29 protein-coding genes and 1 tRNA gene are annotated in these 24605 nt (G+C 72.2%); 16 read left to right on the plus strand and 14 right to left on the minus strand.

Features of this window, described 5'->3' with window-relative positions:
- Positions 1-4: 4 nt before the first annotated feature.
- The gene (locus BLT99_RS14085; RefSeq protein ID WP_092673758.1) at positions 5-217 is read left to right on the plus strand and encodes a hypothetical protein; all 213 of its coding nucleotides are present in this window, start codon (positions 5-7) and stop codon (positions 215-217) included.
- Between the two features lie 75 nt (positions 218-292).
- On the plus strand, positions 293-1189 hold the full coding sequence (locus BLT99_RS14090; protein ID WP_229724419.1) for a carbohydrate kinase family protein: 897 nt from the start codon (positions 293-295) through the stop codon (positions 1187-1189).
- 21 nt (positions 1190-1210) lie between these two features.
- On the opposite strand, the gene BLT99_RS14095 is transcribed toward BLT99_RS14090, so the two are convergent.
- The 4 genes from BLT99_RS14095 to BLT99_RS14110 form a co-directional block, all read right to left on the minus strand.
- Entirely contained in the window at positions 1211-1645 is a 435-nt protein-coding gene (locus BLT99_RS14095; protein WP_092673761.1) for a pyridoxamine 5'-phosphate oxidase family protein, read from the minus strand.
- Entirely contained in the window at positions 1642-3072 is a 1431-nt protein-coding gene (locus BLT99_RS14100) for an MBL fold metallo-hydrolase RNA specificity domain-containing protein (RefSeq protein ID WP_092673764.1), read from the minus strand. Before BLT99_RS14100 ends, BLT99_RS14095 begins: the two co-directional genes overlap by 4 nt.
- 4 nt (positions 3073-3076) lie before the next feature.
- Positions 3077-3916 (minus strand): universal stress protein, encoded by an 840-nt coding sequence (locus BLT99_RS14105; RefSeq protein ID WP_172802984.1) that lies wholly within the window; start codon positions 3914-3916, stop codon positions 3077-3079.
- Positions 3917-4019: 103 nt separating this feature from the next.
- Positions 4020-4937: a DNA-3-methyladenine glycosylase family protein gene (locus BLT99_RS14110; RefSeq protein WP_092673770.1), complete on the minus strand. Its 918-nt coding sequence runs from the start codon at positions 4935-4937 to the stop codon at positions 4020-4022.
- Between the two features lie 267 nt (positions 4938-5204).
- On the opposite strand from BLT99_RS14110, the gene BLT99_RS14115 reads away from it, so the two are divergent.
- From BLT99_RS14115 to BLT99_RS14150, 8 genes are all read left to right on the plus strand, one after another.
- A complete protein-coding gene (locus BLT99_RS14115) occupies positions 5205-6332 on the plus strand; it encodes a trans-sulfuration enzyme family protein (RefSeq protein WP_092673773.1) in 1128 nt (375 codons plus the stop codon).
- A 95-nt stretch (positions 6333-6427) separates the two neighbouring features.
- Positions 6428-7537 carry an iron-containing redox enzyme family protein gene (locus BLT99_RS14120; RefSeq protein ID WP_308208992.1) on the plus strand — a complete coding sequence of 370 codons (1110 nt, stop codon included), beginning with the start codon at positions 6428-6430 and terminating at the stop codon, positions 7535-7537.
- The gene (locus BLT99_RS14125) at positions 7534-7797 is read left to right on the plus strand and encodes a CDGSH iron-sulfur domain-containing protein (RefSeq protein ID WP_092673776.1); all 264 of its coding nucleotides are present in this window, start codon (positions 7534-7536) and stop codon (positions 7795-7797) included. The genes BLT99_RS14120 and BLT99_RS14125 overlap by 4 nt, the downstream gene beginning before the upstream one ends.
- Positions 7798-7868: 71 nt before the next feature.
- Positions 7869-9113 carry a cytochrome P450 gene (locus BLT99_RS14130; protein WP_133988368.1) on the plus strand — a complete coding sequence of 415 codons (1245 nt, stop codon included), beginning with the start codon at positions 7869-7871 and terminating at the stop codon, positions 9111-9113.
- Positions 9114-9126: 13 nt separating this feature from the next.
- Positions 9127-9456, plus strand: a complete 330-nt coding sequence (locus tag BLT99_RS14135) for a DUF7882 family protein (RefSeq protein ID WP_092673782.1) — start codon at positions 9127-9129, stop codon at positions 9454-9456.
- A gap of 80 nt (positions 9457-9536) precedes the next feature.
- Positions 9537-10013: a hypothetical protein gene (locus BLT99_RS14140; RefSeq protein ID WP_188434364.1), complete on the plus strand. Its 477-nt coding sequence runs from the start codon at positions 9537-9539 to the stop codon at positions 10011-10013.
- Between the two features lie 104 nt (positions 10014-10117).
- Positions 10118-10867: a hypothetical protein gene (locus tag BLT99_RS14145; protein ID WP_133988366.1), complete on the plus strand. Its 750-nt coding sequence runs from the start codon at positions 10118-10120 to the stop codon at positions 10865-10867.
- A gap of 9 nt (positions 10868-10876) precedes the next feature.
- The gene (locus BLT99_RS14150) at positions 10877-12115 is read left to right on the plus strand and encodes a DNA polymerase domain-containing protein (RefSeq protein WP_092673788.1); all 1239 of its coding nucleotides are present in this window, start codon (positions 10877-10879) and stop codon (positions 12113-12115) included.
- Here BLT99_RS14150 and BLT99_RS14155 read toward each other — a convergent pair.
- From BLT99_RS14155 to BLT99_RS14175, 5 genes are all read right to left on the minus strand, one after another.
- Positions 12076-12426 carry a hypothetical protein gene (locus BLT99_RS14155; RefSeq protein WP_092673791.1) on the minus strand — a complete coding sequence of 117 codons (351 nt, stop codon included), beginning with the start codon at positions 12424-12426 and terminating at the stop codon, positions 12076-12078. The two genes, BLT99_RS14150 and BLT99_RS14155, sit on opposite strands and share 40 nt — an antisense overlap.
- Positions 12413-12805, minus strand: coding sequence for a hypothetical protein (locus BLT99_RS14160; protein ID WP_092673794.1), 393 nt, complete (start codon positions 12803-12805; stop codon positions 12413-12415). Before BLT99_RS14160 ends, BLT99_RS14155 begins: the two co-directional genes overlap by 14 nt.
- Complete coding sequence (locus BLT99_RS14165; protein ID WP_092673797.1) at positions 12802-14031, minus strand: NRAMP family divalent metal transporter; 1230 nt, start codon at positions 14029-14031, stop codon at positions 12802-12804. Before BLT99_RS14165 ends, BLT99_RS14160 begins: the two co-directional genes overlap by 4 nt.
- Positions 14028-14471, minus strand: coding sequence for a hypothetical protein (locus BLT99_RS14170; protein WP_092673800.1), 444 nt, complete (start codon positions 14469-14471; stop codon positions 14028-14030). The genes BLT99_RS14165 and BLT99_RS14170 overlap by 4 nt, the downstream gene beginning before the upstream one ends.
- 118 nt (positions 14472-14589) lie before the next feature.
- Positions 14590-15192: a TetR/AcrR family transcriptional regulator gene (locus BLT99_RS14175; RefSeq protein WP_166670866.1), complete on the minus strand. Its 603-nt coding sequence runs from the start codon at positions 15190-15192 to the stop codon at positions 14590-14592.
- 77 nt (positions 15193-15269) lie between these two features.
- On the opposite strand from BLT99_RS14175, the gene BLT99_RS14180 reads away from it, so the two are divergent.
- The 3 genes from BLT99_RS14180 (at position 15270) to BLT99_RS17675 (ending at position 17689) form a co-directional block, all read left to right on the plus strand.
- On the plus strand, positions 15270-16358 hold the full coding sequence (locus tag BLT99_RS14180; protein WP_092673807.1) for an SDR family NAD(P)-dependent oxidoreductase: 1089 nt from the start codon (positions 15270-15272) through the stop codon (positions 16356-16358).
- Between the two features lie 58 nt (positions 16359-16416).
- Positions 16417-17445: an SDR family oxidoreductase gene (locus BLT99_RS14185; protein ID WP_092673810.1), complete on the plus strand. Its 1029-nt coding sequence runs from the start codon at positions 16417-16419 to the stop codon at positions 17443-17445.
- A 73-nt stretch (positions 17446-17518) separates the two neighbouring features.
- Positions 17519-17689: a hypothetical protein gene (locus BLT99_RS17675; protein WP_157675002.1), complete on the plus strand. Its 171-nt coding sequence runs from the start codon at positions 17519-17521 to the stop codon at positions 17687-17689.
- A 38-nt stretch (positions 17690-17727) separates the two neighbouring features.
- Here BLT99_RS17675 and BLT99_RS14190 read toward each other — a convergent pair whose 3' ends face one another.
- Positions 17728-18912 carry a low temperature requirement protein A gene (locus BLT99_RS14190; protein WP_157675003.1) on the minus strand — a complete coding sequence of 395 codons (1185 nt, stop codon included), beginning with the start codon at positions 18910-18912 and terminating at the stop codon, positions 17728-17730.
- Between the two features lie 105 nt (positions 18913-19017).
- Between BLT99_RS14190 and BLT99_RS14195 the strand changes: the two genes are divergently transcribed.
- Positions 19018-19674, plus strand: a complete 657-nt coding sequence (locus BLT99_RS14195) for a DUF305 domain-containing protein (RefSeq protein ID WP_092673816.1) — start codon at positions 19018-19020, stop codon at positions 19672-19674.
- A gap of 97 nt (positions 19675-19771) precedes the next feature.
- On the opposite strand, the gene BLT99_RS14200 is transcribed toward BLT99_RS14195, so the two are convergent.
- Entirely contained in the window at positions 19772-21547 is a 1776-nt protein-coding gene (locus BLT99_RS14200; protein ID WP_197675500.1) for an LVIVD repeat-containing protein, read from the minus strand.
- A 230-nt stretch (positions 21548-21777) separates the two neighbouring features.
- On the opposite strand from BLT99_RS14200, the gene BLT99_RS14205 reads away from it, so the two are divergent.
- Entirely contained in the window at positions 21778-22500 is a 723-nt protein-coding gene (locus tag BLT99_RS14205; protein WP_092673819.1) for an SOS response-associated peptidase, read from the plus strand.
- An 18-nt stretch (positions 22501-22518) separates the two neighbouring features.
- Here BLT99_RS14205 and BLT99_RS14210 read toward each other — a convergent pair whose 3' ends face one another.
- Complete coding sequence (locus BLT99_RS14210; RefSeq protein WP_092673822.1) at positions 22519-22902, minus strand: DUF2255 family protein; 384 nt, start codon at positions 22900-22902, stop codon at positions 22519-22521.
- A 141-nt stretch (positions 22903-23043) separates the two neighbouring features.
- Here BLT99_RS14210 and BLT99_RS14215 point away from each other — a divergent pair, with 141 nt between their 5' ends.
- Complete coding sequence (locus BLT99_RS14215) at positions 23044-23592, plus strand: YbaK/EbsC family protein (protein WP_092673825.1); 549 nt, start codon at positions 23044-23046, stop codon at positions 23590-23592.
- On the opposite strand, the gene BLT99_RS14220 is transcribed toward BLT99_RS14215, so the two are convergent.
- Both BLT99_RS14220 and BLT99_RS14225 read right to left on the minus strand, forming a co-directional pair.
- A complete protein-coding gene (locus BLT99_RS14220; protein WP_092673829.1) occupies positions 23589-24311 on the minus strand; it encodes a phosphatase PAP2 family protein in 723 nt (240 codons plus the stop codon). The genes BLT99_RS14215 and BLT99_RS14220 overlap by 4 nt on opposite strands.
- 82 nt (positions 24312-24393) lie before the next feature.
- A tRNA-Leu gene (locus BLT99_RS14225) sits at positions 24394-24480 on the minus strand.
- Positions 24481-24605: the final 125 nt, after the last annotated feature.

The raw sequence follows: 24605 nt of genomic DNA on the forward strand, positions 1-24605 counted from the left end.
CACTATGGCCGAGACACCCGGAACGCAGGACGCCCCGATCGAGGACGGCGCCACCGAGGCCACCCGCGCAGAGCAGATTCGCGGAATCCTCGACCAGGTCCGCGAGGACGTCCGCCTCGGGCACGCGCACGACGAAGGGGAGCTGCTGCGGCAGCGGCTCTCCGACGCCGGCATCGCCGTGAGCGAGGACGAGCTCGAGCAGTTCACCGACCGCTGATCGCGGAGGTCGGCGCGGCGGGGGCATCCACGGCAGGATGGAACCGCCGCGACGTGCGCGGCGGATGGAGGCGGCGTGGTCGGCAAGGTGGTCATCTCGGGTCCCGCGTCGTGGAATCGGATCGTGCTGCTCGAGCACCTGCCCGAGCCCGTGCCGCACATGCAGTTCGCGCTCGGCGACCACGAGACCGTGGGCGGCACGTCGGCGGGCAAGGCCCTCGGGCTCGCCGCGCTCGGCCGCGAGGTCGAGCTGTTCACGCTCATCGGGCCCGACGGCGACGGCGATCGGCTTCGCGAGGTGCTCGTGCGCGTGCCCGGCCTCGAACTGCACGCGATCGACGGCGGCCGCACCGAGCGTCACCTCAACCTCATGACGCCCATCGGCGAGCGCGTGTCGCTCTACCTGTCGACGCCCGACGACCGCCCGACGCGGGATGACGCGCGCCTCGAGGCCGAGATGGAGACGGCCGCGGCGATCGTGCTCGACCTCTCGGAGCGGTCCCGGCGGATGATCCCCGACGCGCGCGCGAGCGGGCGGCCGATCTGGACCGACGTGCACGACTACGACGGCACCGCCGAGTTCCACCGGCCGTTCCTCGACGCGGCCGAGGCGATCTTCATGAACGCCGACCGCGTCGGCGGCGACCCACTGCCGTTCATGCGCCACCGGATCGACGAGGGCGCGAGGCTCGTGGTCTGCACCCTCGGCGCCGAAGGGGCTGTCGCGGTTGTGGCGCTCGAGGGCGGCGGGATGTCGGAGCACCGCGTGGACGCGGTGCCGGTCGAGGTGCTCGACACCAACGGCGCGGGCGACGCGTTCATGGCCGGGGTGCTGCATGCGACGCTCGAGGGAGCCGGCATCGACGCCGCCCTCCGGCTCGGCGCCGAGCAGGCCGCGGCGGTGCTCGGCACGCCGCACCTGCACCCGTCGCTCGACGCGCTGCTCGCGCACGCGGCCTCGCCGGCCGAGTAGCCCGCGGCGCGCGACCTCGGCCTACTGCGGATTGCGCGCGCGCATGAAGGTGCGGCCGCCGACCTCGGTCGTCTCGACGCGAACCCAGCGGTCCTTGGCCTCGGGCGCCCACGGCGTGACGCCGAGGCCCTCGACGCGCTGGATCTCGCTCTCGCGCTCCAGCTGGCGGGCGCGGCCCTTCAGTACCACGCTGTACGCCTCCTCGTCGGAGTACCCGTCGACCTCGAACGCCACGTTGGCGTGGATGGTGAGCTCGAGCAGCTTCGTGCCGGGCGCCGTGCGGAACACGATGGCCTTGCCGTCGGGGCCGTCGTCGACGCGGTGGTTCACGGGGAAGATGTCGACCTCGCCGGCCGCCGCCACCGCGATGCGGCCGAAGGGCGCGTCCGCGATGAGGCGCCAGCACTCGTCCTCGCTGAGCGCGCGCGTGGGCGGGCGCTCGTCGTCTCCGTTCATGGGCTCCTCCTCGTTCCGGTTCGGGCGGTGGTCGGGACGGCGAGCACCGGGTCCTCGTGGCCGCCGAGCCGCACGCGCTCGGAGTGGTCGGGCACGCGCACGTCCCAGCCGAGCTCGCGCGTGATCCGCACGCGCAGCGCGTCGGCGGCGTTCGGCTCGCCATGCGTGACATACGTCGCCGACGGTGCCGACGGCGCGGCACGCAACCAGTCCATCATCTCGTCGGCGTCGGGGTGCGCCGACATGCTGTCGACCGACACGACCTCGGCGCGGATGGGAACGTCCTCACCGAAGATCCGGAGCACGCGCTCGCCCGCGATGAGGCGGGCACCGCGCGTGCCGCCCGCCTGGAAGCCGGTGAGCACGATCGCGTTGCGCGGATCGGGGCCGTACTCCCTGAGGTGGTGCAGGATCCGCCCGCCCGTCAGCATGCCGCTGGCCGAGATGATCACCATCGGGCCGCCGCGCAGGTTGAGCAGCTTCGAGTCGTCGGCGGTGGTCACGCGCGTGGCGAGTCGGTACATCCGCGTCAGTTCGTCGCGCTCGAGCCGGTGCTCCTCGGGGTACCGCTGGTAGATCGCCGCGACGTCGACGGCCATCGGGCTGTTGAGGTAGACGGGCACCGCGGGCAGGAGGCCGCGGTCGCGAAGGCGCGAGAGGTGCAGCAGCACCGTCTCGGTCCGACCGACCGCGAAGGCGGGGATGAGGACGACGCCGCCCTTGTGCGTGACGCGCCGGATGACGTCGCCGAGACGGTCCGCCGGGTCCTCGGCGGAGTGCGTGCGGTCGCCGTACGTCGACTCGGTCACGAGGACGTCGCACGGCTCGAGCGGGGCGGGCGCGTGCATGAGCGGGTCGGACGCGCGACCGAGGTCGCCCGTGAAGTGCAGCTGCGCGTCATCCGTTCGCAACCGCACTTGGGCGGCGCCGAGGATGTGCCCGGCGCGCACGAGCCGCGCGTCGACGCCCGGTGCGACCTCCCGATGCTCGTCGAACGCGAGTTCGCTGAACTGCGGCAGCGTCGCGCGCACGTCGTCGGACGTGTAGAGCGGCTGCGGGTCGGCATGCTTCGACCAGTGGCGGGATGCGGCGTGCCGGGCCTCCTCCTCCATGAGGTAGGCGCTGTCGGTGAGCATGATCCGGCACAGCTCGACGGTGCCCGGCGAGGCGAAGATGCGCCCGCGGAAGCCGTCCCGGACGAGCGCCGGCAGGTAGCCGGAATGATCGAGGTGCGCGTGCGAGAGCACGACGGCGTCGATCGACTCGGGAGCGACCGGGAACGGCCGGCGGTTCCGCTCACGGAGGACCTTGTAGCCCTGGAAGAGCCCGCAGTCCACGAGGACCCGCGTGCCGTTCGCCTCGAGCAGGTGACGCGAGCCGGTGACGGTGTCGGCCGCGCCCAGGAACCGGAGGCTCTCCTGGCTCATGGCGTCACTCGATGTCGCTGACGACGATGACCGGACCCGCGGCCGTGAGGAGCAGGTCGTGGCTCACCGAGCCGAGCAGGAATCGCGCCATCCCGCCGGTCGCATGGCTGCCGACGACGACGACGCTCGCGCGTTCGCTGAGTTCGGCGAGCACGGGAGCGGGTCCGCCGCGCTCGAGGCGCCCCGAGGGCTCGGCGCCGTAGGAGCGCGCGTACTCGAGCGCGTCGTCGAGCACGTCGCGGCGCATCTGCTCCATCATCTCGACATCGCCGAGGTACTCGACGTAGGCGGAGTTCCAGCTCGTGGGCACGACCCAGGCGTGCACGAGCGCCAGCTCCTGACCGGTCCGTGCGGCGTGCTCGGCGCCGACGCGGATCGCCGCCTTCGATTCGATCGAGCCGTCGACGCCGACCACCACCGTGGACCGCGGCGAGGCGTCCCAGTCGGGCGGGATGACGGCGACGCACCCCTTCCCGCGACGCCCCGCGAGGCGCGCGCCGAGCGTCCAGGCGGTCTCCCGTCCGTGCGCCGAGGTGCCGACGATCACGAGGGTGTCGTGGTCGAGGCGCCCGCCGAGCTCTTTCTCGGGGCGGCCGTGCACCGTGGAGGTCGTGATCGTCCGACCGGGGTGCTCGGCGCGCACGGCGTCCGCGCGCTCCATGAGGTCGACCCGTGCTGCGGACAGGTCGCCCGTCGCGCGCAGGTACTCGCTCGACTCGTCGGCGCCCGGGATGACGTGGACGAGGGCGATCGAGGCATCGCCTGCCTGCGCGAGCGCCCACCGCAACGCCGCCTCGGAATTCGGTGTCCCGTCCCAGCCGACCACGATCCGCGTGAACACCACGACCACCCTTCGTCAGCCGCCCTGCGGGCGGGGCCCACTGCCAGCCTCTCGGACCCGGCCGCCGCATGCCGGGCCGAAGGTCACTCGAGGCCTCGCGCGGCGGTCAGTGGGCGGTGTGGTCGACGAACGCCATGCGCGCGCCGCGCCGCGGACGCCCGCGCAGGCCCGCGGCCATGATCAGGCGGATGACGCGATACCGCTGCCCCGCCCACGGCGCGAGCGCCTCGAGCATCTCGGCGTCGTTCATGTCGCGGCCGTGGAGCGCGTGGCCGACGTACCCGGCGAGGTGGTAGTCGCCGACCGAGACCGCGTCGGGGTCGCCGAGCGCGCGCTGCGCCACCTCGGCCGCGGTCCACGCGCCGATGCCCGCGAAGTACGTGAGTCGTGCGCTCGCCTCGGCGTGCGGCAGGTCGGCCGCCTCCTCGATGCGGTCGGCGTAGGCGGCGACGCGCTGGATTGTCGCGGCCCGCTTCGGGTCGACGCCCGCGCGATGCCATTCCCAGACCGGGATGGCGCGCCATCCGCTCGCCGACGGCACGACCCGCATCGGCCGGGGCACCGGGCCCGGCGCGGCCGAGCCGAACCGCAGGACGAGCCTGCGCCACGACGCGTGCGCCTGCAGCGTGATGACCTTCTGCTCGAGGATCGCCGGCACGAGCGACTCCATGACCCGCGCGGTGCGCGGCACTCGGAGCCCCGGGTTGCGTCGGTGCGCGTCGTCGAGCACCTCGACGCCCGTGCGGAACCCGGTGGTGTCGTCGCGTTCGCCGAGCATCGACGGCGCGGCGGCGATCGCCGCCTCGGCGCCCGGGCCCCACGCTTCGACGCGCACGAGGTCGGGCGCGCGCTGGACGATGCGCACGGTGGCGGCCCCCGCGGGGGTCAGCGTCGTGCGCCACACCGCGCCGTCGGCGCCGAGCGCGAAGGTCGGATCACCCGGCCCGCGCCGCAGCACGCCGATCGTCTGCGCGACGTGGGTCTCGTGCGGCGCACGCCAGTCGAGCACGAGATCGGGGGTCACCCCTCCAGTGTGCGCCCTCCCGCCGTCACCCGCCGCCGTGGTCCGGGCCGGATACCGCAGATCGCCCTGACTTCCAAGTCGCACCCTGTCGCCCTTCCGTGCACGGTTCTCCTCTTGAGAATGCGGTGGAAAAGTATCCGGCGGATACCTTTCCACCTGTTCACTGCTGGAACGGGAGTGGCATGGCGTCGATCCTCGCCCAGCTGCAGTCACCCGCCGCCGTGAGTGCGAGGATCGAGGGACGCCCGCGAATCGAGGAGCACCACCATGACCGCCGCGCACGAGCCATCCGTCGACCGCGAGACCGACGACCAGCACTCAGGGCTGCACCCCGACACGCTCGCGGTGCACGTCGGCCGGCCGAGCCGCGATCCCGACGGCCCGATGAGCACGCCGGTGCACCTCGCGTCGACGTACCACGCCGGCGGTCCCGCCGCCTACGGGCGGTACGGCAATCCCTCGTGGGAGGCGTTCGAGGCCGCGCTCGGCGCCCTCGAGGGCGGCCGCTGCGTGTCGTTCGCGTCGGGCATGGCGGCGATCTCGGCGGTGCTCGACCTCGTGCCGACCGGGGGGACGGTCGTCGCGCCGCGCCACTCGTACACGGGCACCATCGGCCTGCTCGACGACCTCGCCGCGTCGCGCGATGCCACCGTGCGGCTCGTCGACGTGACCGAGACGGGGGCGGTGACGGATGCCGCGGCGGGGGCCGACCTCGTCTGGATCGAGTCGCCCACCAACCCCGCGCTCGAGGTGGCCGACCTCCCCGCGATCGGCCGGGCCGCGCGTGCCGCGGGTGCGCTCTTCGCGGTCGACAACACGTTCGCGACCCCGCTCCTCCAGCGCCCGCTCGACGACGGCGCCGACCTCGTCGTCCACTCCGCCACCAAGTCGATCTCGGGCCACAGCGACGTCATCATGGGTGCGGTGATCGCGCGAGACGAGGCGCTGCGCGACCGCGTCGAGGGTCGCCGACGCCTCCACGGCGCCATCCCCGGTCCGATGGAGAGCTTCCTCGCGCTTCGCGGACTCCGCACCCTTCCGGTCCGACTCGAGCGGGCGCAGGCCACCGCGCAAGCGCTCGTCGACCGCCTCGCGGGCAACCCCGCGCTCGACGAGCTCCGCTACCCCGGCTTCGGCGCGATCATCTCGATCGTGGTCGCGGGCGGGGCGGATGCCGCGGAGCGCGTCGCCGAGGCGACCCGGGTGTGGGTGCACTCCACGAGCCTCGGCGGCGTCGAGTCGCAGCTCGAGCGTCGCCGCCGCTGGGCCGCCGAGGCGGCGACCATACCCGAGGGGCTCATCCGGCTCTCCGTCGGCCTCGAGCACGTCGACGACCTGGCGCGCGACCTCGAGCAGGCGCTCGCCACCGCGGCAGCTCGCTCCGCAGCAGGCTGACGATCGGTCGCCGGGCCCTCGACCGTCAAGCCCCTGCCGTTCCCGCCCGCCGCGACGTAGGTTGAGAACACGCGGAACGCGAGGAGGCACCGACCGTGACGTTGACCGACGCTCCGATCCCCGTCGAGCCGGAGGGTCCCCGGGCGACCGGGCCCACCGCGACGGAGCACGACGACGACACCCTCGACCCGATGCGACCGATGGCGACTCCCGAGCCGCGCGGCCCGCTCAGTGCGGCCCTCATCCGGCTCATGCGGCACACGCGGCTCGCCGGGCTCGACCTCGTCGAGGCGAGCGCGACGGGGGCGCTCGCGCGGGCCAAGGACGTGCTCGACGACGACGACATCCAGCTCGCCCTGTTCCTGCTGTACGAGCTGCACTACGGCGGCATCGAGGGCGTGCCCGACGCGTGGGAGTGGGAGCCCCGCCTGCTCAAGGTGCGACTCGACCTGGAGCGCGCGTTCGAGCTCGCCCTCCGGCGCACCGTGCCGCAGCCCTCGGCGACGCGCGGCGTACCCGAGGCGCTCGTCGAACTCGTGTCGCGCGACGACTCCCCCGGCCTCTCGGCGTGGGTCGAGACCGACGCGACGGCCGACCAGGTGCGGGAAGTGCTCGCCTGCCGCAGCATCTACACGCTGAAGGAGGCCGACCCGCATTCGTGGACGATCCCGCGCCTGCACGGCCGGGCGAAGGTCGCCCTGGTCGAGATCCAGGCCGACGAGTACGGCGGCGGACGGCCCGAGCGCCAGCACGCCGAGCTCTTCGCCGCCGCGCTGCGCGCCGCGGGCCTCGACGACCGCTACGGCGCCTACGCCGACCACGTGCCCGCGCGCGCCTACACCTCGATGAACCTCATGTCGCTCTTCGGCCTGCATCGACGATGGCGGGGCGCCATCGTCGGCCACCTCGCCGCCTACGAGATGACCTCGACGCAGCCGTGCCGCGCCTACGCGCGCGGCTTGCGTCGCCTCGGGTTCCCGGCCGACGTGATCGACTACTTCGACGAGCACGTCGAAGCCGATGCCGTGCACGAGCAGCTGGCCGCACGCGATCTCGCCGGCGGGCTCGCCGAGACCGAGCCGGCGCTCGTCGACGACCTGCTGTTCGGCGCCTCCGCCTGCCTCACCATCGACGGGCGATTCTGGGGCGGGGTCCGTGCCGCGTTCGAACGCGGCGAATCGGCCCTGCGGATGCCGCTCCCATGACCCAGACGACCATCACCGCGTGCCCCGACGGGCCGCTCATCGTCCGCGGCCCGATCGAGCTCGTCGACGAGCACGGCGACCCGGTCGAACGACACCGCCGCACGATCGCGCTCTGCCGCTGCGGCGCATCCGGCATCCGGCCGTTCTGCGACGGATCGCACCGGCTCGTGGGATTCCGCACGGTGCCACCGGCCCGGACGCCCGCCGTGCTGCTGGGCGAGCCGGAGGCGGACGACGAGGCGGACGCCGCATCGGCGTGACCCCTTGCGGGGTGCGCAGGCCGCGGTCAACCCCGTGGCCCGATGGCGAGGCGTCGGCCTACCGTGGGATGGTGAGCGAGTCCGACCGGGCGATCGGTCGGTCGCCGGCACCGGACGACACGATCGCCTTCCTCCGCAGCGGGTACCTGTACGGTACCCGCCGCTTCCGTGATCTCGCGACGGACGCGTACGACGCCCGGCTCGGTGGGATCGGGGGCGTGGTGATGTACGGGCGGGATGCGGCATCCGTCTTCTACGGAGGCGACCGGTTCTCGCGCGAGCGCGCGATTCCGACGTCGGTGCAGCACCTGCTGCAGGACGAGGGCAGCGTTCAGACGCTCGAGGGTCCGGCGCACGAGCACCGCAAGTCCATGTTCATGCGCATGCTCGACGAGCCGAACGTGGACCGCCTCGTCGACGAGTTCGACCGCGAATGGGCCAAGGTGCGCGCCGAACACGCCGGGCAGACCGTGCCGCTCTACGACGTGGGCAACCTCGTGCTCACGCGCACGGCGCTCGCGTGGGCCGGCGTGCCCGCCGGCACCGTCGACGACCGCGAACTCGCGGGTCGGCTCGCCGCCATGGTCGACGCGGCCTCGGCCGTCGGCCCGGTCAACTGGATCGCCCGCGCACGACGTCGGCGGGCGGAGGCGTGGGCCGCGCACCTCATCGCCGACGTGCGCGCCGGGCACATCGAGACCGCCTCGCACACCGCCATCCGCACGATCGCCGACGCCGGCGACCACCACGACGCGCCGCTGCCCGAAGAGGTCGCTGCCGTCGAGGTGCTCAACCTGCTCCGGCCGATCGTCGCGATCAGCCGCTTCCTGGTGTTCGCCGTCCACGCGATGCACACGCACCCCGCCTGGCGGGCCCGGCTCGACGACGACCCCGAGGCGGCAGGCCGGTTCGCGAACGAGGTGCGCCGCTTCTACCCGTTCTTCCCGGTCATCTCGGGCACCGTGCGACGCTCGTTCGAGTGGCGCGAGCGGCGGTTCGAACCCGGCGACCGTGCCATCCTCGACCTCTACGCGACGAACCACGACCGCCGGATCTGGGAGGAGCCGCGCCGCTTCCTCCCGGAGCGGTTCGAGGCGTGGGACGGCGACCCGAACACCCTCGTGCCGCAGGGCGGCGGGGCGGCCGCGACGGGCCATCGCTGCCCGGGTGAGGCGGCGACCATCGCCCTCACCGCCCGTTTCGCGCGCCTCGCCGCATCCCGGCCGTTCGAGGTGCCCGAACAGGACCTGCGCATCAGCCTCCGGCACATCCCCGCGTTGCCGATGGATCGCATGCGGATCGCCATGCGGAAGTGAGGGATGGACGACGATGGGAACGCTGTACTACAGCGACGCGCAGTATCCGATCCGGATCGACGACGACACGCTCGCGAACCTGAAGGTCGTGCTCGAGCGGCGCCTCGAGGCGGGACTCGGATTGACGCTGTCCTGGTCGGAGGCCGGCTTCGGGCGGTCGACCGTGTGGCTGCACCCCACCATCCCGATGCGATTGCATGTCGACGACGCCGTCACCCAGGTGTCCAGCCCGGATGCCGTCGACGCGATGATGCTCGAGGTCGAGCAGTCGGGCGGCATCGTGCTCCCCGACGGCGAGGAGGGATGGATGGGCGAGGCCGAGCGCGGCGACGCGGCGCGCTGACCGAGTGACCTTCGGCCCGATCCAGCCGGTCGCGGTGCGGAACGCTGGAGTCGACCCGGCGACGGCGGAAGGGGACTCCGATGACTCCGCAGCGCATCGCGCGCGGGACGCTGCTCTTCGTCCAGGCCTTCGTCGCCGTGACGTCGGCGCTCGGCGGCGCGGCGCTCATCGCCGGATCGGTGTTCGACTGGAGCGACTCGCCCATGGCGATCCCCCAGTCCTATTTGGAGGGCTCGCCGTTCACGTCGTTCGTCGTGCCGGGACTCGCGCTGCTCGTCGTCGTGGGCGGCACCCACGTCGCGGCGTTCGTGATGGTGGCCCGACGCATGCGGTGGGCGATGCTCGCCTCGGCGGTGGCCGCGTTCGGCGTGCTCGTCTGGATCTTCGTGCAGATGATCTACATCCCCTTCAGCTTCCTGCAGGCGACCTACTTCGTCCTCGGCATCGCCGAACTCGCCGCCGTGCTCGTGCAGCTCGACGTGCTGCACCCGTGGGCTCACGCGCGAGTGCACCGCCCGGCCGAGTCCCCGGCCGCGCACGCCGACGCCGCCCGCTGAACCGACTCAGACCGGCCGGCGCAGCGCAACCCCCATTCCGCCCCACGTCGACCGTGCCATGGTGAGCCATCGGGACTCGCCGCCCGCCACGGAATGAGGTCGCCATGACACGGATGCCGCTGCACGCGCCCTTCGTCAACCGGCACGCTCGCGCCGGCGTCTCCTTCCTCGCCGTGGCGGTGATCCTCGCGGCGACCTGCGTCTCGGTCGGCCTCGCGATCCCGGGCATCGCATCGCCGGCGTGGCGGTCCGTGGTCCAGGCGGCCACCGACGCGCTCGGCTTCGCTGCCGTGTGGATCGCGCTCCCGCTCGGTGCCTACCTGCTCGCGACCTCGGGCTCGCCGAGCCCGTCGCGGCGCGCTCTCGCCGTTGCGATCGCGGTCGCCCTGCCGATCCTCGCGGAGTGGTCGGGCGCATCCGAATCGCCGTTCCTGATCATGCTCGCGCTGGCGGCCGCGGTCGGGGGGTACACCCTCATCGGGCTCGGCGTCTCCGAGCAGCGCCGCGAACGGAGCCGTTCCGGTGCGGTGGATGCGCCGTTCGCCGTCGTGACACCGTATGAGGCGGTGACCGGTGGCCTCGTGCTGGCCCACGCCACGAGCTTCCTGCTGTGGTGGGTGGGCCTCGGCCTCGACCTCGCCGGCACGCTCGGACTCGGCGGCGGCGATGCCTCGCCACTCGGCGCGCTGCTCGCACTGCTCGGCGCGGCGTGCCTCTCGGCGGCCATCCTGCTGCAGCTGCGCGTGTCGAGCCCCGACGTCGCCCTGCAGGCGGACGCGGAGGGGGAGGATCCGCTGCAAGTCACCGCTCGGGAGACGGCGATCCCCGTGACCTCGACCACGGTGACCCCATAGTGTGGTGTCGTGGCGGCCGCCAAGGATGACGCGGAGGTCCTCGAGATCGGGGGCCACGACGTCCGCGTGAGCCATCCGGGCAAGGTCGTCTTCCCCGAACCGGGCCTGACCAAGCTCGACCTCGTGCGCTACTACGTCGCCGTGGCCGACGGGGCCCTGCGCGGCGCGGGCGGTCGACCGATGGTGCTCAAGCGATTCGTCAAGGGCATCGCCCAGGAGCCCTTCTTCCAGAAGCGCGTGCCCGAGAACCATCCCGACTTCATCGACACCGCGACGCTCCACTACGCGCGCGGCACGTCGGCCGAGGAGGCGGTGGTGCGGGATGCCGCCGGGCTCGCGTGGGTCGTGAACCTCGGATGCCTCGACCTCAACCCGCACCCGGTGCGCGCCGAGGACCTCGACCACCCCGATGAGCTCCGGGTCGACCTTGACCCGATGCCGGGCGTGGACTGGTCGCAGATCGTCGACGTAGCCATGATCGCGCGCGACGTGCTCGAGGACCACGGGCTCGTCGGCTGGCCCAAGACGTCCGGGTCGCGCGGCATGCACCTGCTCGTGCGCATCGCGCCCGACTGGACGTACTCCGAGGTCCGCCTCGCGGCCGAGACGCTCGCACGCGAGATCGAACGGCGAGCGCCCGGCCTCGCGACGGCGCGGTGGTGGAAGGAGGAGCGCGGCGAGAGCGTGTTCGTCGACTTCAACCAGAACGCCAAGGACCGCACCGTCGCGTCGGCGTACTCCGTGCGGCCCCTGCCCGACGCGCGCGTCTCGACCCCGCTCGACTGGAGCGAGGTGCCCACGCGGCGACCCGAGGAGTTCACGGTCACCACCGTGCTCGAGCGCTACGCCGAGCTCGGCGATCCGCACGCGGGGATCGACGACGCCGTCGGTCGCCTCGACGGGCTGCTCCGGCTCGCGGACGAGCTCGGTCCGGCCGAGAAGGCGCCGCGCGGCTCGGGCGACGGGTCGGGACGACGGCAGTCGTCGATGCCGCTCATCGAGGTCGCGCGGACCGAGACCAAGCCCGAGGCGCTCGAGGCGCTCGACCGCTGGAAGGCCGCGCACGCCGGTGTCGTCGGACACCTGTCCCCGGCCGACGTGATGGTCGACGGCATGCGCGGGTCGAGCTCGCTCTGGTACCGGGTGCGCGTGAACCTGCAGCACGTACCCGAGGGGCAGCGACCCGAACAGGAGCCGCTGCTCGTCGACTACGACCCCTGGGAGGCCGTCCGCAACCGCGGGTCGTGACGCTCGAACCCGTCGCGGAGCACGACGCGCTGGACGTCGATCATCGCGACGTCGTGCCAGGCCGCGAGGAACAGCCCGCGATGCACCCGGCGCAGGTAGTGCGCGATGGGCCAGGGCGCGTTGACGTCGGTGCGCTCGTACCCCCACATCGACGCGCGGCTGCGTGGGCTCACGAGCAGGCCGACCAGGCGCGGCTCGGCGAGCAGTTGCCCGGGCGCGCCGTCGAGGGCGAAGCGCGCGTCGACGACCGCGCCGATGTGCGCGCCGGACTCGTCGACGACCTCGGCCCCGAGCACCTCACTCAGGATCATGTCGCCCTCCCGGGATGCGTCCGATCACGTGCTCGCTGACCCAGCGCTCGACCCAGGTCGCGTCGAGCCGGTCACCCGCGACTCCCACGTGCAGCACCGTCCCGACGCCGGAGACGAGGCGCCACGGGATCCGCATGCGACGCGACGCCGGTGGGCTTCCGCCGAAGATGCGGGTGGGCAGCTCGATGCCGACGAGCAGGTCGGCGATCGTCGGTGGCGCGGCATCCGGCGCGATCGCGGCCCCCGGCTCGACCCCCGCGAGCTCGACGTCGGAGACGACCGACACCGGCACCCCGTCGCGGTCGAGGATCTGCCGGTCGAGCAGGTGCAGCTGCGCGTCGATCACGCGCCCCGCCGGCCGCGGCATCCGCTCGCTCATGCGCCCGCTCCCGTCACGATCAGCAGTGGGATGGCGGCGAGCGCCGCCACCAGGATGATGACGAGGTACACCATCGCGATCGCGTTCATGCCGCGGCCGTTCACGTGCTCGCCCATGTACTCGGGGTCGTTCGCGACGAGGAGGATCGGGAGGTACGTGAGCGGGAGCGCGACCGCCGAGAACACGACGGAGATCTCGGTCACGGCGATGGGATCGACCCCGGTGGCCAGGATGCCGATCGCGATCAGCAGCACCACGATCATGGCCACGTGGAACCGCGCCGCCTGGGCTGGACGCCGGAACTTGCCCCACGACCATCCGAGGTACTGCGCGAGCGTGTAGCCCGTCGAGAGCGTGGTCTCGAGCGCGGCGCCGAAGGTCGCGGCCAGGATGCCGACGATCGCGAAGCTCAGGAGCAGCATCCCGCCGGCCTCGGCGACGGGCAGCACCACCTGGCTGAGCGAGGTGACCCCGATCGACTGCGGCAGCAGCACCACCGCTGCGCAGCCGGCGATCGCGAGCGAGAGCAGGCCGCCGAGGGGGAAGCCGACGAGCACGTTGGCGCGCGACGTGGCGAGGTCCTTGCGCGTCCAGCCCTCCTCGACCGCGCCGGAGGAGAAGAAGAACACCTCGTAGGGCGTCATCGCGGCACCGAACAGCGCGACGGCGTAGAACCAGTACGTCGCGACCGGCTCGCTGTCGGGGACCGTCGGCCGAATCGCCTGGTCGAGCAGCGCTCCCCAGTCGGGCGAGAGCATGAACAGCGCGACCCCGAACGCGATCAGTGCGAGCCCCAGGAGCCCGGTGACGTTCTCGAGCAGGCTGAACTTCGCGCGCCACACCACGATCCACACGCCGAAGGCGGCGACGGGGATCCACCATCCCGGTCCGACGGAGGTTGCGAGCTGCAGTGAGAGGGCGACGCCGCCGACTTCAGCCGTGACCGTGAGCAGCGTGATGAGGAACGACGCGGCGAGATTCGCGAGGCCCGCCCTCGGGCCGAGGCGCTCGCGAATCACCTCGAACGTCGCACGCCCGCTCACCGCCGCGACCCGGCCCGACATCTGCGCGTACACGCAGATGCCGATGACGCCGACGATGACCACCCACGCGAGGCCCAGCCCGAACCGCGACCCGACGACGGCGTTCGTGACGAGGTCCCCGATGTCGACGAAGCCGCCGATCGCCGTGAGGATGCCGAGCGCGACGGCGAAGATCCGGCTCACGGGCGGCCCTCGCGGGTGAGCGCACGCAGTGCGTCCTCCGCCGCGGCGACCCGGTCGGCGGCCTCGGCGGTGTCCCCCACGCCGCCGAGCGCGTCCACCGCCGCGTCGAGCGCACGCACGGTCTCGTCGAGCGCGTCGAGCGCCTCCGAGCGACGGCCCGCCTCGGTCTGGTCGGCGACGTCCAGCATCGCGACCGTGCGGGCCGCGTCGGCCGCCTCGCGGCGTGCATCCTCGGCGGCCGTGAGCGCGGTCGGCCGGAAGGTCCGGCCGTCGGCATCCTGCTCGAGCGCGAGGCCCGCGGTGGCGGTCGCGGCGACGGCCTGGTCGATCGCATCGGCGACCTGGTCGGCCGCGCCGGTGCATCCGGTCATCGCGAGTGCCACGACGAACAGGCCGGCTGCGGCGGCCGCGCGCGACAGCTGACGCGGCCGCGGGTCCACGCGCCGGGCCCGTCGATCGCGATGGCGCCCCACATCGCGACGCTATCGCGCGAACCGGGCTTCCCGGACGGGCTTGACGCGTGTCGCTCGCGGCGTCGGATCGCCGGCGGGTTCGTCCCTAGTCGACCGCCGGGTCCGCAGCACGCGGCGCGAACGCCGCGTGGAAGAGCGCCCACGCGCGTCGCGCCGTGACCGGGCGGTCGGCGGCATCGGTTCGGCCGAGCACCCCGGCGAGCATCGAGATCGCGAGCAGCACGTCGGCGGCCTCGACGTGGTCGCCGAGGCGTCCTGCGGCGCGCTCGCGCTCGACGGCGGTCGCGGTGATCGCCTGCACGCGTGCGCCGAGCCGCTCGACGCGCGGATCGTGCGGGTGGGCCTGGATGAGGTCGATGAGTCCTGTCGAGACGAGTGCCTGCGCGATCACGCGATCGAGCAGGTCGTCGAGCGGCGTCGCCGAATCGGCCACGGCGGCTTCGAGCTCGTCGACGTTGGCGTCGAAGACGGCGATCGCGAGGGCGAGCCGATCGGGGAAGTGGCGGTACAGGCTCCCCTGCCCGACGCCGGCGCGCTTCGCGACCGCCGAGAAGGGGGCGGCGAGGCCGTCCTCGGCGAAGATCTCGCGGGCTGCGGCGATGAGCGCTCGGCGGTTCGCCGGACCCGCGCTCGGCCCGAGGTTGGGCTTGCGCAGGGCGGGACCTCGGTCCTTCCGACTCTCGGGCACGGATGTTACGTTACTACCGGACAAGGTTGTCCGGTGCCTCGTGCCCGCGGGGCGCCCCCCTCCCAGAAGGACCCCTGATGAGCACCGCCACCCCCCTCACCGCCGACTCCTCCATCAAGACCTGGCTCGCCGATCCCGTCGGCGGACCGATCATCCGCGACCTCCTCGCGCAGGCCGGCCAGGACGCCGACGTACTTCGCCCGGTGCACCGGCTCGCGCTCAAGCGGCTCGTCACGCTCAGCAAGGGCCAGTTCTCGCAGGAGCTGGTCGACCGGCTCGTCGCGCGGGCGGCCGCGGGCGACGTGCCGGCCGCGGCCGATGCGGCGGATGGCGCGACCGCCGCATCCGCGGCATCCGACGCCGACGCCTCCGCCGCGTCCGACGCGGCTGCGGTCGAGCGCCCCGAATGGTCCGAGCGCATCGACCAGGGCCGGTTCACCGGCAAGACCGTCATCGTGACGGGCGCCGGTTCGGGCATCGGCCGCGCCACGGCCTCGCGCATCGCGCGCGAAGGCGGTCGCGTGATCGCGGTCGACGTCTCGCAGGAGCGCCTCGACGACTTCACCGCCGAGCACCCCGACGCCGAGGTCGTCGCGCTCGTCGCCGACATCTCCGACGACGCCAAGGTCGCCGAGATCGTCGCCGCCGCCGGCGACCGCGTCGACGGCCTCGCGAACATCGCCGGGATCATGGACGACATGACGCCCATCGGCGAGCTCGACGACGCCGTCTGGGAGCGCGTGATGCGCGTCAACGTGGACGGAACGATGAAGCTCATGCGCGCGGTCGTGCCCGCCATGCTCGCGCAGGGGCACGGGTCGATCGTCAACACCGCATCCGAGGCGGCCCTGCGAGGCTCTGCGGCCGGCGTGGCCTACACGGCGTCGAAGCACGCCGTCGTGGGTCTCACGAAGTCGACCGCGTTCATGTACGGCCCGAGCGGCCTGCGCGTGAATGCCGTCGCGCCCGGCCCGACCATCACCAACATCGAGGCGACCTTCGCGTCGCCGCTGGGTGCGCAGCGCGTGCGCCAGGCGATGGCGGTGCTGCCGGATGCCGCGGAGGCCGAGGCGCTGGCGGCGTCGATCACGTTCCTGCTCTCCGATGACGGCGTCAACATCAACGGCGTCGTGCTCGCGTCGGACGGCGGCTGGTCGGCCGCCTGACGCCTGCGGTGGTCGAGCGACCCCGCTGCTCGGCCACCGACCGTGGCAGCATGGTGCGATGAGCGCGAAGCGGATCCTGTTCATCGGCGGCAGCGGTGTCATCAGCTCGGCGTGCGTCGCGCGCGCCGTCGAGGTCGGGCACGACGTGACCGTGCTGAACCGAGGCGGTTCGTCGAGCCTGCGACCACTGCCCGCCGACGTGCGACAGGTGGTCGGAGACATCCGCGACCCCGACTCGGTGCGGGCGGCGCTCGCGGCCGGCACGGCCGACGAACTCGAGTTCGACGTCGTGTGCGAGTTCCTCGCGTTCACGCCCGAGCACGTGCAGGCCGACCTCGACCTCTTCGAGGGTCGCATCGGGCAGTACGTCTTCATCAGCTCGGCGTCGGCGTATCAGACACCGCCGAGCCGGCTCCCGGTGACCGAGTCGACGCCGCTCGTCAACCCGTTCTGGCAGTACTCGCGCGACAAGATCGCCTGCGAGGACCTGCTGGTCGCCGCGGTTCGCGAGCGCGGGTTCCCCGCGACGATCGTGCGGCCGTCGCACACCTACGACCGCACCCTGCTGCCCACGACGGGCCACTGGACCGACATCGCGCGGATGCGCGCCGGCAAGCCCGTCGTGGTGCACGGCGACGGCACCAGCCTCTGGACCATCACGCACCACGGCGACTTCGCCGTCGCGTTCGTGGGCCTCCTCGGCGACCCGCGGGCCGTCGGAGACACCTTCCACATCACGGGCGATCACGCCCCGACCTGGAACCAGATCTACGGATGGCTCGCCGAGGCCGCCGGCGTCGACGAGCCGCAGCTCGTGCACGTGGCATCCGAGACCATCGCAGCCGTCCACCCCGACTGGGGCCCCGGCCTGCTCGGCGACAAGGCGCATTCGATGGTGTTCGACAACGCCAAGGTCACGGCGATCGTGCCCGACTTCCGCACCACGATCACGTTCGACGAGGGCGCCCACCGGATCATCGAGTTCTACGACGCGCACCCCGACCTCCAGCGCATCGACCCCGAGGCGGATGCCGCGTTCGAGCGAATCCTCGCACTGCCGCGCGGACCGGTCGCGACGACGTCCTGAGCGCCCGGTACGAAGTGGGTGCGGAGCGTGCACCCCGGGGTTAGCCTGTCGGCACGAGGTGAAAGGGGACACCATGACCAGCTTCGTCGACCCGCTCGAGGGCCCATTCGACAAGGGCCGTCTCGCGGAATCCGAGTTCTGGGAGGAGCTCGAGGAGGAGGGCGTCGGCGAGGACGACACCGGCTACGTCGCAGAGGAGGTCGCCGACCCCGAGGACGACGCCGAGGAGTTCGGCGGCCGCTGACTCGGCCCGAACGTCCCACGCCGGGATCGACGGACGGCTCAGCCGCCCTCCGGCGCACGGCGCGCCATCCGCTCGACGGTCTCACCCGCCGCGGTCGCGACGAGCACGAGCGTGGCGAGGGAGCCCGTCGAGAGCGGATCGAGGAACGGGCTGAACGCGGCGACGATCACGACGCCCGCGATCCCGGCCAGCTGTGCGCGGATCCACCGGCGCTCGAGCACGCGCCGGAACAGCACGGTCCCCACGAGGAACAGCATCGGCCCGCCGAGCACCGTCACGACCGCGGCGACGCTCTGCTCATGGGGGTGTCCGAGCACCTCCTTGTCGCCCACGCCCAGCAGCACGATGCCGGCCACGATGAGCAGGTGCACCCACGAGTACGCGGTCCGCGCCATCCGACCCGGCGTGTCGGCCGCCTCGATCGCCTCGGAGCCGATCCGTTCGCCGTGGTCGAAGTAGATCCACCAGCACGCGGCGGCCGCGACGAACGCGGCGACCACCGCGATGACGCGTTCGGTCGAGGACTCCTCCGAGGCGAACTCGAATCCGGTGACGAGCAGTCCCTCGCCGAGCGCGATGAGCACGAACAGCGCGGCGCGCTCGGCGATGTGCGCCCCGGAGACGTCCCACCGGCCGATCTCCATCCGCCCACGACCCGGCACCGGGTATCCCAGGATGCTGCCCGTCAGCTCGAGTCCCAGTGCCGCAGCCCAGAACGGCAGCTGCAGCGGCAACGGCAGCAACGCGCCGGTGATCCACAGCGCCGAGCCGGGGATCGCCCAGATGAGCACGTTGCCGAAGTCGTGCGACACGTCGGCGGAGTGGCGTGAGGTCGCCCACACCATGAACACCGCGCGTCCGAGCTTCAGCAGGATGTACGCGAGTGCGAAGGTCCAGGCACGATCTCCGAAGGCCTCGGCGATCGCGGCGCTCATGAGGAACGCGAGGAAGGTGAAGCCGATGACCGTGACGCGCACGGGCAGTTTCACCGGATCCAGCCAGTTGGTGACCCACGTGGTCGACACCCACGCCCACCACAGCGCGATCACCATGATGACCCCCTCGAGGGCGCCGAGCGGGGTCTGGTTCTCGTACAGGTAGGCGGCGAGCTGGTTGAGCCCGAACACGAAGACGAGGTCGAAGAACAGCTCGACGTACGTGACCCGTTGGGCTCGCTCGGTGTCGGCGGGGCGCAGCACGTCAGGGCGGAGTCCGAAGGCCATGCGGTTCATCATGCACCCCGGGAGTCGGGCTGCGGTGGCGGTGGCGTGAGCGGCGCCGATCCCGTTATATGGACGTGCAGGTCGGTGCGGACACGAAGGAGTGGAATGACGGCAGTGGAACGGCCCCTGGTCCTCGCGACGGCGGTCGCACTCGCGCTCGGATTGAGTGCGTGCACCGCATCCGGATCGGGAGCACCCGAGCCGACGAGCCCGACCGTGCAGCTGGGTGCCCCCGGCGAGCCCAACCGCACGTTGTCGCCCGACGAGGCGGCCGCGGTCGAGGGCCCTGAGCACACCGATGACGACGTCGCCTTCATGCAGATGATGGTCGTGCACCACGATCAGGCCATCACGATGACCGGATGGGTCGACGATCGGACGCAGGATCGCGACATCCGACTGCTCGCCGAGCGCATGCGCCTCAGCCAGGAGGCGGAGATCGAGTTCATCGCCGGATGGCTGCAGGACCGGGGCGCGCCGCTGCGCGGTGATCACGCCGATCACGCCGGCGGCGCGATGCCCGGCATGCTCGCCGAAGACCAGCTCGAGCGACTCGAAGCGTCGTCGGGCGAGGAGTTCGAGCGACTGTTCCTCGAGTACATGATCCAGCACCACGCGGGCGCGCTCGAGATGGTGGCCGACCTCTGGTCCGCGGGCGGCGGCCAAGAGGTGGAGATCGGCCGGTTCGCACGTGACGTCGAGGGCGACCAGGGCATCGAGATCACGCGGATGCAGGCGATGCTCGCCGAGCACAGCTCCTGACCGCCGGTCGGGAGCCCGCCGGGCGGCCCACCCGGGGCCATGACACGACGATGCCCAGCGACCATCGGATCGCCGGGCATCGCCGTTCGGTGCCGGATCAGCTGAAGGTGGCCTTCAGCTCGGTGATCGCCTGGACGACGGCCGAATCAGCCGGTGCGCCCGACTTCTTGATGGCGTTGTCGAGCTGGGCGACGATCGCCGTGCTGCTCGAGCCGTCGGCGACGAGCACCTGCGCCTCGGCGAGGTGCGTGCGCACCTGCGCGAGCGCCTTGTCGCTCAATGTGCCGGCGCGCTCCGCCTGGTCGACGTACGACCCGGCGACCGCGAAGCTCGGCGCGTGCACGAGCCTCGCCTGGTGCTGGGCGTTGAACTCGTCGAGGACGATCTCACCCGCCGCGGCGATCTCGTTCGCCGACATCCAGTCGCTCTCGGCGAGCTCGACCGTGTCGAAGCCGCGCGCGATCTCGCTGCCGAGCACGTTGCCGTTGTACCAGTAGGTCGACCAGTACCCGCCGAGGGTGAGGCCGCCGGCGCTCACCGGACCGCGGTCGAGGTACGCGATCTCGATCGGCTCCGCCGTGTCGGTGAAGTCGATGATCGACAGTCCGCCCTGGTACCAGGCCTGCACCATGATGTCGCGGCCCGGGACCGGGATGATCGAGCCATTGTGCGCCACGCAGTTCTCCTGCGCCGTCTGCGGAGCCGGGAGCTTGTAGTAGCTCGCGAACTCGAGCTTGCCGTCGACGATGTCGAACAGCGCGTTCGCACCCCATTCGGGCTGATGCTCCGCCAGGCAGCGCGCTCCGGTGCCGCCGCCCCATTCGTCGGTGAAGATGACCTTCGTGCCGTCGTTGTTGAACGTCGCCGAGTGCCAGTACGAGAAGTTGGGGTCGGCGACCGCGTCGATGCGCTCCGGCTTCACCGGGTCGCTGATGTCGACGAGGATGCCGTTGCCCTGGCACGCGCCCGCGAGGAGCCCGATCTCGGGGAACGCCGTGACGTCGTGGCAGGTGTTGGTGTTCGGCGTCGGGCTGTAGAACGCGCCGCTCGGATGACGCTGGGTGTTCGGCAGCGTGTTCTGCAGGCCGTTGAACGCCCCGGTCTCGACGTCGGTGAAGATGCGGGGCTGGCTGACGATCGCCGCGTCCTCCGGCGACGCGAGCGGCACCTTGATGACGTCGATGCGCCACTGCGTCGGATTGCCGGAGGTCACGGGCTCGGTCGTGAGGGCGGCGTTCTCGCAACCCGCGAGCTCGAGCGCGGGGCGCACGCCGGCGGTGCCCGAGTTGTAGATGTACACGTTCTCCGCGTCATCCGGGTCGGTCACCAGCGTGTGCGTGTGCGAACCACGGCAGGTCTGCACGCCCGGCAGCTGCAGCGGGTTCGAGAGGTCGCTGATGTCGAAGATGCGCACGCCCCGGAACCGCTCGGGGTTGACGCTGCCGGCCGCACCCTGGGTGCCGCAGTCGATCCGCCCGTTCGTCGCCTCGACCGACATGAACAGCAGGTCGCCGTGGACCGACACGTCGCCCTGGCCGCCCGGACACACGAACGCCGTGTCGAGGACGGGCGCAGCCGGGTCGGAGATGTCGAAGACCTGGAAGCCGGAGTAGCTTCCGACGATGGCGTGGTCGCCGGTGAACGCCAGGTCGGAGTTGATCGTGAAGCCGGCCGGGAGGGGCACGTTCTGCAGGAACTCGACGCCGCTCGTCGCCATCTCGGCATCTCGGAGTCCCGCGCCGAGGCCGACGCGCGGGTCGTCCTCTGCCGAGGCGGCCGTCGCCGTCACCAACGACGCGCCGAGCAGCAGCGCCCCGCTCGCGGCGAGCGCTCGTCTGCGCCATCGGACCGGTGGGTGGGAGGTTCTCATCATCGGTGGTGCCCTCTCTTCTCGGTTTCTGCTCCGATCGATGCCCATCCGACGGGCGGGCCGCACACCCTCGTGCGACCCGCGACCTCCGGCGAAGCCGATCTGTGGAACAAAGCTATCCATGAACCGATATGGAGCGCAGCATCCGTTTTCCCGGATCAGTCGATTCGAGGCCGGCACCCGCGTCGGAGGCGCGGCGTAGGCTACGAGCGATCCCGATCGGAGGGCCTTCCATGTGCGGACGCTTCGTGGTCTCCCAGCAGGTCGACGACCTCACGGCCGTGTTCGACGCCGAGAACGACTTCGCCGACTGGCGGCCGTCGTACAGCCTCGCGCCGACCGACACCGTCCCGATCGTCCGCGAGCGCGCGAAGTCCGACACCGGCGAGTTCGTCCGTCGTGTCGAGCCTGCGCGCTGGGACTTCAAGCCCTCCTTCATGAAGGAGTCCAAGCGACCGCAGTTCAACAGCCGCATCGAGACGGTCGCGACCAACGGACTGTGGAAGGGCGCGTTCGCGTCCGGCCGGTGCATCGTCCCGATGCGGGGCTACTACGAATGGACCGGCGACCCCGGGAAGAAGCGCGCGCACTACCTGCACGGGCCCGATGAGCTGCTCGCCGCCGCCGGCATCTCGACCGCGCGCAAGCTCGACGACGGGTCCTGGGAGGTGTCCACCTCGATCATCACGCGCGAGGCCCGCGACGCGTCGGGCGAGATCCACGACCGGATGCCGGTGTACCTCCCGCTCGACGCCGTCGACCACTACCTCGACCCGGCCAAGCTCTCCCCCGCCGACGCCCAGGCGATGGTCGACTTCCTCATCGCGCAGTCCGATCGCGTCGCGCCCACCATCACCGAGTACGAGGTCGATCCACGCGTCAACAACTCGCGACGCGTCGACCCCTCCGATCCCGGCCTGATCGAACCGCTCGGCGAGGCGCCCACGGTCGAGTGAGTCCCTGGCGGCGTCCGCTCACTCCTCGCGCGGGACGAGTCGCAGGGTCAGCGGATGCACCCGCTCGCCGACGACGGTCGCGACGATGCGCGGACTGCTGATGGGGTCGTACTTGTCGTGGTACGCCGCATCGATCGCCTCGGCGGGCGTCCCCGACGCATCCGCGAAGTCGACGTCCCGCTCGACGCCGCCTGCGGCGATCCGCCCGCGACCCCGGCGCCGGGCGTTGACGTACCAGGGGTTCTCAGGCCCGTACGCGCTGCGCACGAACAGGTCGTCTCCGACCCGCACGACCCAGATGATGATCGGCTTGCTGAAGCTGCCGTCGCGACGGAGCGAGGAGATGCGCAGTTCCTCGGCCTCGGCGATCCGGTCCAGCTCCTCCTCGGTCCACGCGGTCATGGATCGATCCTGACACCGGCGTCGCGACTCGGCGACCCCGGCGGGGCCGGCGTGATCGAGAGGTCGCGGATGCACCGTACGGCCGTGCATCCGCGACCATTCGACCGCCGGCGGTCGCGGCATCCGTCGTACGCTCGCAGCATGCGCTTCGGAACGCTCGAGTTCACCCCCGCCCTCGACTCGCCCGAGCTGCTCGCGCCGCCGACCGCGACCGCGCTGGCCGCGGCACCGGATGGCGCGGCCGGCGACGTGCTCGTCGCCGCGATCGATCCCGGGCTCGCCGACACGGCCGCGTTCTGCGAGCACCACGAGATCTCCTTGGCGGATGGCGCGAACTGCGTCGTCGTGCAGGCGCGCCGCGGCGAGCGCACCTGGTATGCGGCGCTGCTTGTGCGGGGCTCCGACCGCGCCGACGTCAACGGCGTCGTGCGGCGGTACCTCGACGCGCGCAGGCTCTCGTTCGCCTCGATGGACGACGCGGTCGCCCTCACCGGCATGGAGTACGGCGGCATCACGCCCGTCGGACTGCCGGCCGACTGGCCGCTGCTCCTCGACGAGCCGGTCGCCGCGCACGAGCGGCTCATCGTCGGCAGCGGCATCCGGGGCTCGAAGCTGCTCGTGACCGGCCGGTTCCTCGCGGGCCTGCCGAACGCCGAGGTGCTCGCGCTCGCCCTGGGCGCCGGGGTCTAGCGCAGCGGCCGACCCGTCGAGAGCAGCTCCCGCCGGACCACGGCGGCGCTCCAACGCCCCAGCAGCGCCCCCGCGACGGTGTCCGAGATGTGGTGCTGCCCGCGGTAGATGCGCGAGAGCGCGACGCCGCCGGGAATCCCGTACCGCAGCACGGGTCCGAGAACTCGAGCGCCGCGGACGCCATGGCGGTCGAGCAGGTCGGCGAGCGTGGTGTGCAGCGCGACGGCAGCCGCCGTGTGACCGGACGGGAACGACGACGTGGCGTGCGGCTGCTCGGGCCGCCACACGCCGAGCGGTCGCGGTCGTCCGACGAGCGCCGCGGACCCGACGAAGCACGCCGTCTCGAGCGCGAGCGCCGCACCGGGGGCGACGGTGGAGCGCCGGTCGCGCGTCAGCCACCACGTCACGGCGCACCAGAACGCTCCGTTCGCGATCGTCTGCGGCACCCCGGAGTACCACGAGAGCGACGAGGTGACGCGGTCGAGCAGCTCGCGCGGCTCGGTCGGCTCGCGCGGCTCGGACGGCTCCAACGGCGCGGGCGGCTCCAACGGCGCCCCGTCGTCGTCAGGTCGGTGGCCGAACGCGGCCTGGAGGGCTCGAACGGGCCGGTCCTCGACGGGGTCGTCGCCGCCGACGAGCCGAGCGACTCGACCGGCCGCAGCGAGGACCGCGATCGCGCCGAGCCCGGGCACGACGATCGAGCGGAGGAACGGACGCATGCCCGGCAGCCTAGCCACCGACGGTCGCCCTCGATGTCGCAGGACGGCCCGGGTCGAGGACCCGGGCCGTTCTGATCGATGCTGGTGCGCAAGGGGGGAGTTGAACCCCCACGCCCTCACGGGCACACGGACCTGAACCGTGCGCGTCTGCCTATTCCGCCACTTGCGCATACCGATTCGCAGTTGCGAACCAGCCAACCGAGACTAACATACCTGCGCGTGGCATCCGTCCTCGGGCGGATGGCGCGGGCCGGCCCCTCGGCCCTCACTCCCCCTCCCCAGATCAGCAGCCTT

Origin of the sequence: Agromyces flavus, assembly GCF_900104685.1 — a bacterium.
GTDB classification, from domain to species: domain Bacteria; phylum Actinomycetota; class Actinomycetes; order Actinomycetales; family Microbacteriaceae; genus Agromyces; species Agromyces flavus.

Bases quoted from the DNA above. Each gene is read 5' to 3' on its own strand.
- BLT99_RS14085 (WP_092673758.1), top strand. From the start codon at position 5: ATGGCCGAGACACCCGGAACGCAGGACGCCCCGATCGAGGACGGCGCC.
- BLT99_RS14095 (WP_092673761.1), bottom strand. From the start codon at position 1,645: ATGAACGGAGACGACGAGCGCCCGCCCACGCGCGCGCTCAGCGAGGAC.
- BLT99_RS14100 (WP_092673764.1), bottom strand. From the start codon at position 3,072: ATGAGCCAGGAGAGCCTCCGGTTCCTGGGCGCGGCCGACACCGTCACC.
- BLT99_RS14115 (WP_092673773.1), top strand. From the start codon at position 5,205: ATGACCGCCGCGCACGAGCCATCCGTCGACCGCGAGACCGACGACCAG.
- BLT99_RS14125 (WP_092673776.1), top strand. From the start codon at position 7,534: ATGACCCAGACGACCATCACCGCGTGCCCCGACGGGCCGCTCATCGTC.
- BLT99_RS14135 (WP_092673782.1), top strand. From the start codon at position 9,127: ATGGGAACGCTGTACTACAGCGACGCGCAGTATCCGATCCGGATCGAC.
- BLT99_RS14140 (WP_188434364.1), top strand. From the start codon at position 9,537: ATGACTCCGCAGCGCATCGCGCGCGGGACGCTGCTCTTCGTCCAGGCC.
- BLT99_RS14145 (WP_133988366.1), top strand. From the start codon at position 10,118: ATGACACGGATGCCGCTGCACGCGCCCTTCGTCAACCGGCACGCTCGC.
- BLT99_RS14155 (WP_092673791.1), bottom strand. From the start codon at position 12,426: ATGATCCTGAGTGAGGTGCTCGGGGCCGAGGTCGTCGACGAGTCCGGC.
- BLT99_RS14160 (WP_092673794.1), bottom strand. From the start codon at position 12,805: ATGAGCGAGCGGATGCCGCGGCCGGCGGGGCGCGTGATCGACGCGCAG.
- BLT99_RS14180 (WP_092673807.1), top strand. From the start codon at position 15,270: ATGAGCACCGCCACCCCCCTCACCGCCGACTCCTCCATCAAGACCTGG.
- BLT99_RS14185 (WP_092673810.1), top strand. From the start codon at position 16,417: ATGAGCGCGAAGCGGATCCTGTTCATCGGCGGCAGCGGTGTCATCAGC.
- BLT99_RS17675 (WP_157675002.1), top strand. From the start codon at position 17,519: ATGACCAGCTTCGTCGACCCGCTCGAGGGCCCATTCGACAAGGGCCGT.
- BLT99_RS14190 (WP_157675003.1), bottom strand. From the start codon at position 18,912: ATGGCCTTCGGACTCCGCCCTGACGTGCTGCGCCCCGCCGACACCGAG.
- BLT99_RS14195 (WP_092673816.1), top strand. From the start codon at position 19,018: ATGACGGCAGTGGAACGGCCCCTGGTCCTCGCGACGGCGGTCGCACTC.
- BLT99_RS14200 (WP_197675500.1), bottom strand. From the start codon at position 21,547: ATGATGAGAACCTCCCACCCACCGGTCCGATGGCGCAGACGAGCGCTC.
- BLT99_RS14205 (WP_092673819.1), top strand. From the start codon at position 21,778: ATGTGCGGACGCTTCGTGGTCTCCCAGCAGGTCGACGACCTCACGGCC.
- BLT99_RS14210 (WP_092673822.1), bottom strand. From the start codon at position 22,902: ATGACCGCGTGGACCGAGGAGGAGCTGGACCGGATCGCCGAGGCCGAG.
- BLT99_RS14215 (WP_092673825.1), top strand. From the start codon at position 23,044: ATGCGCTTCGGAACGCTCGAGTTCACCCCCGCCCTCGACTCGCCCGAG.
- BLT99_RS14220 (WP_092673829.1), bottom strand. From the start codon at position 24,311: ATGCGTCCGTTCCTCCGCTCGATCGTCGTGCCCGGGCTCGGCGCGATC.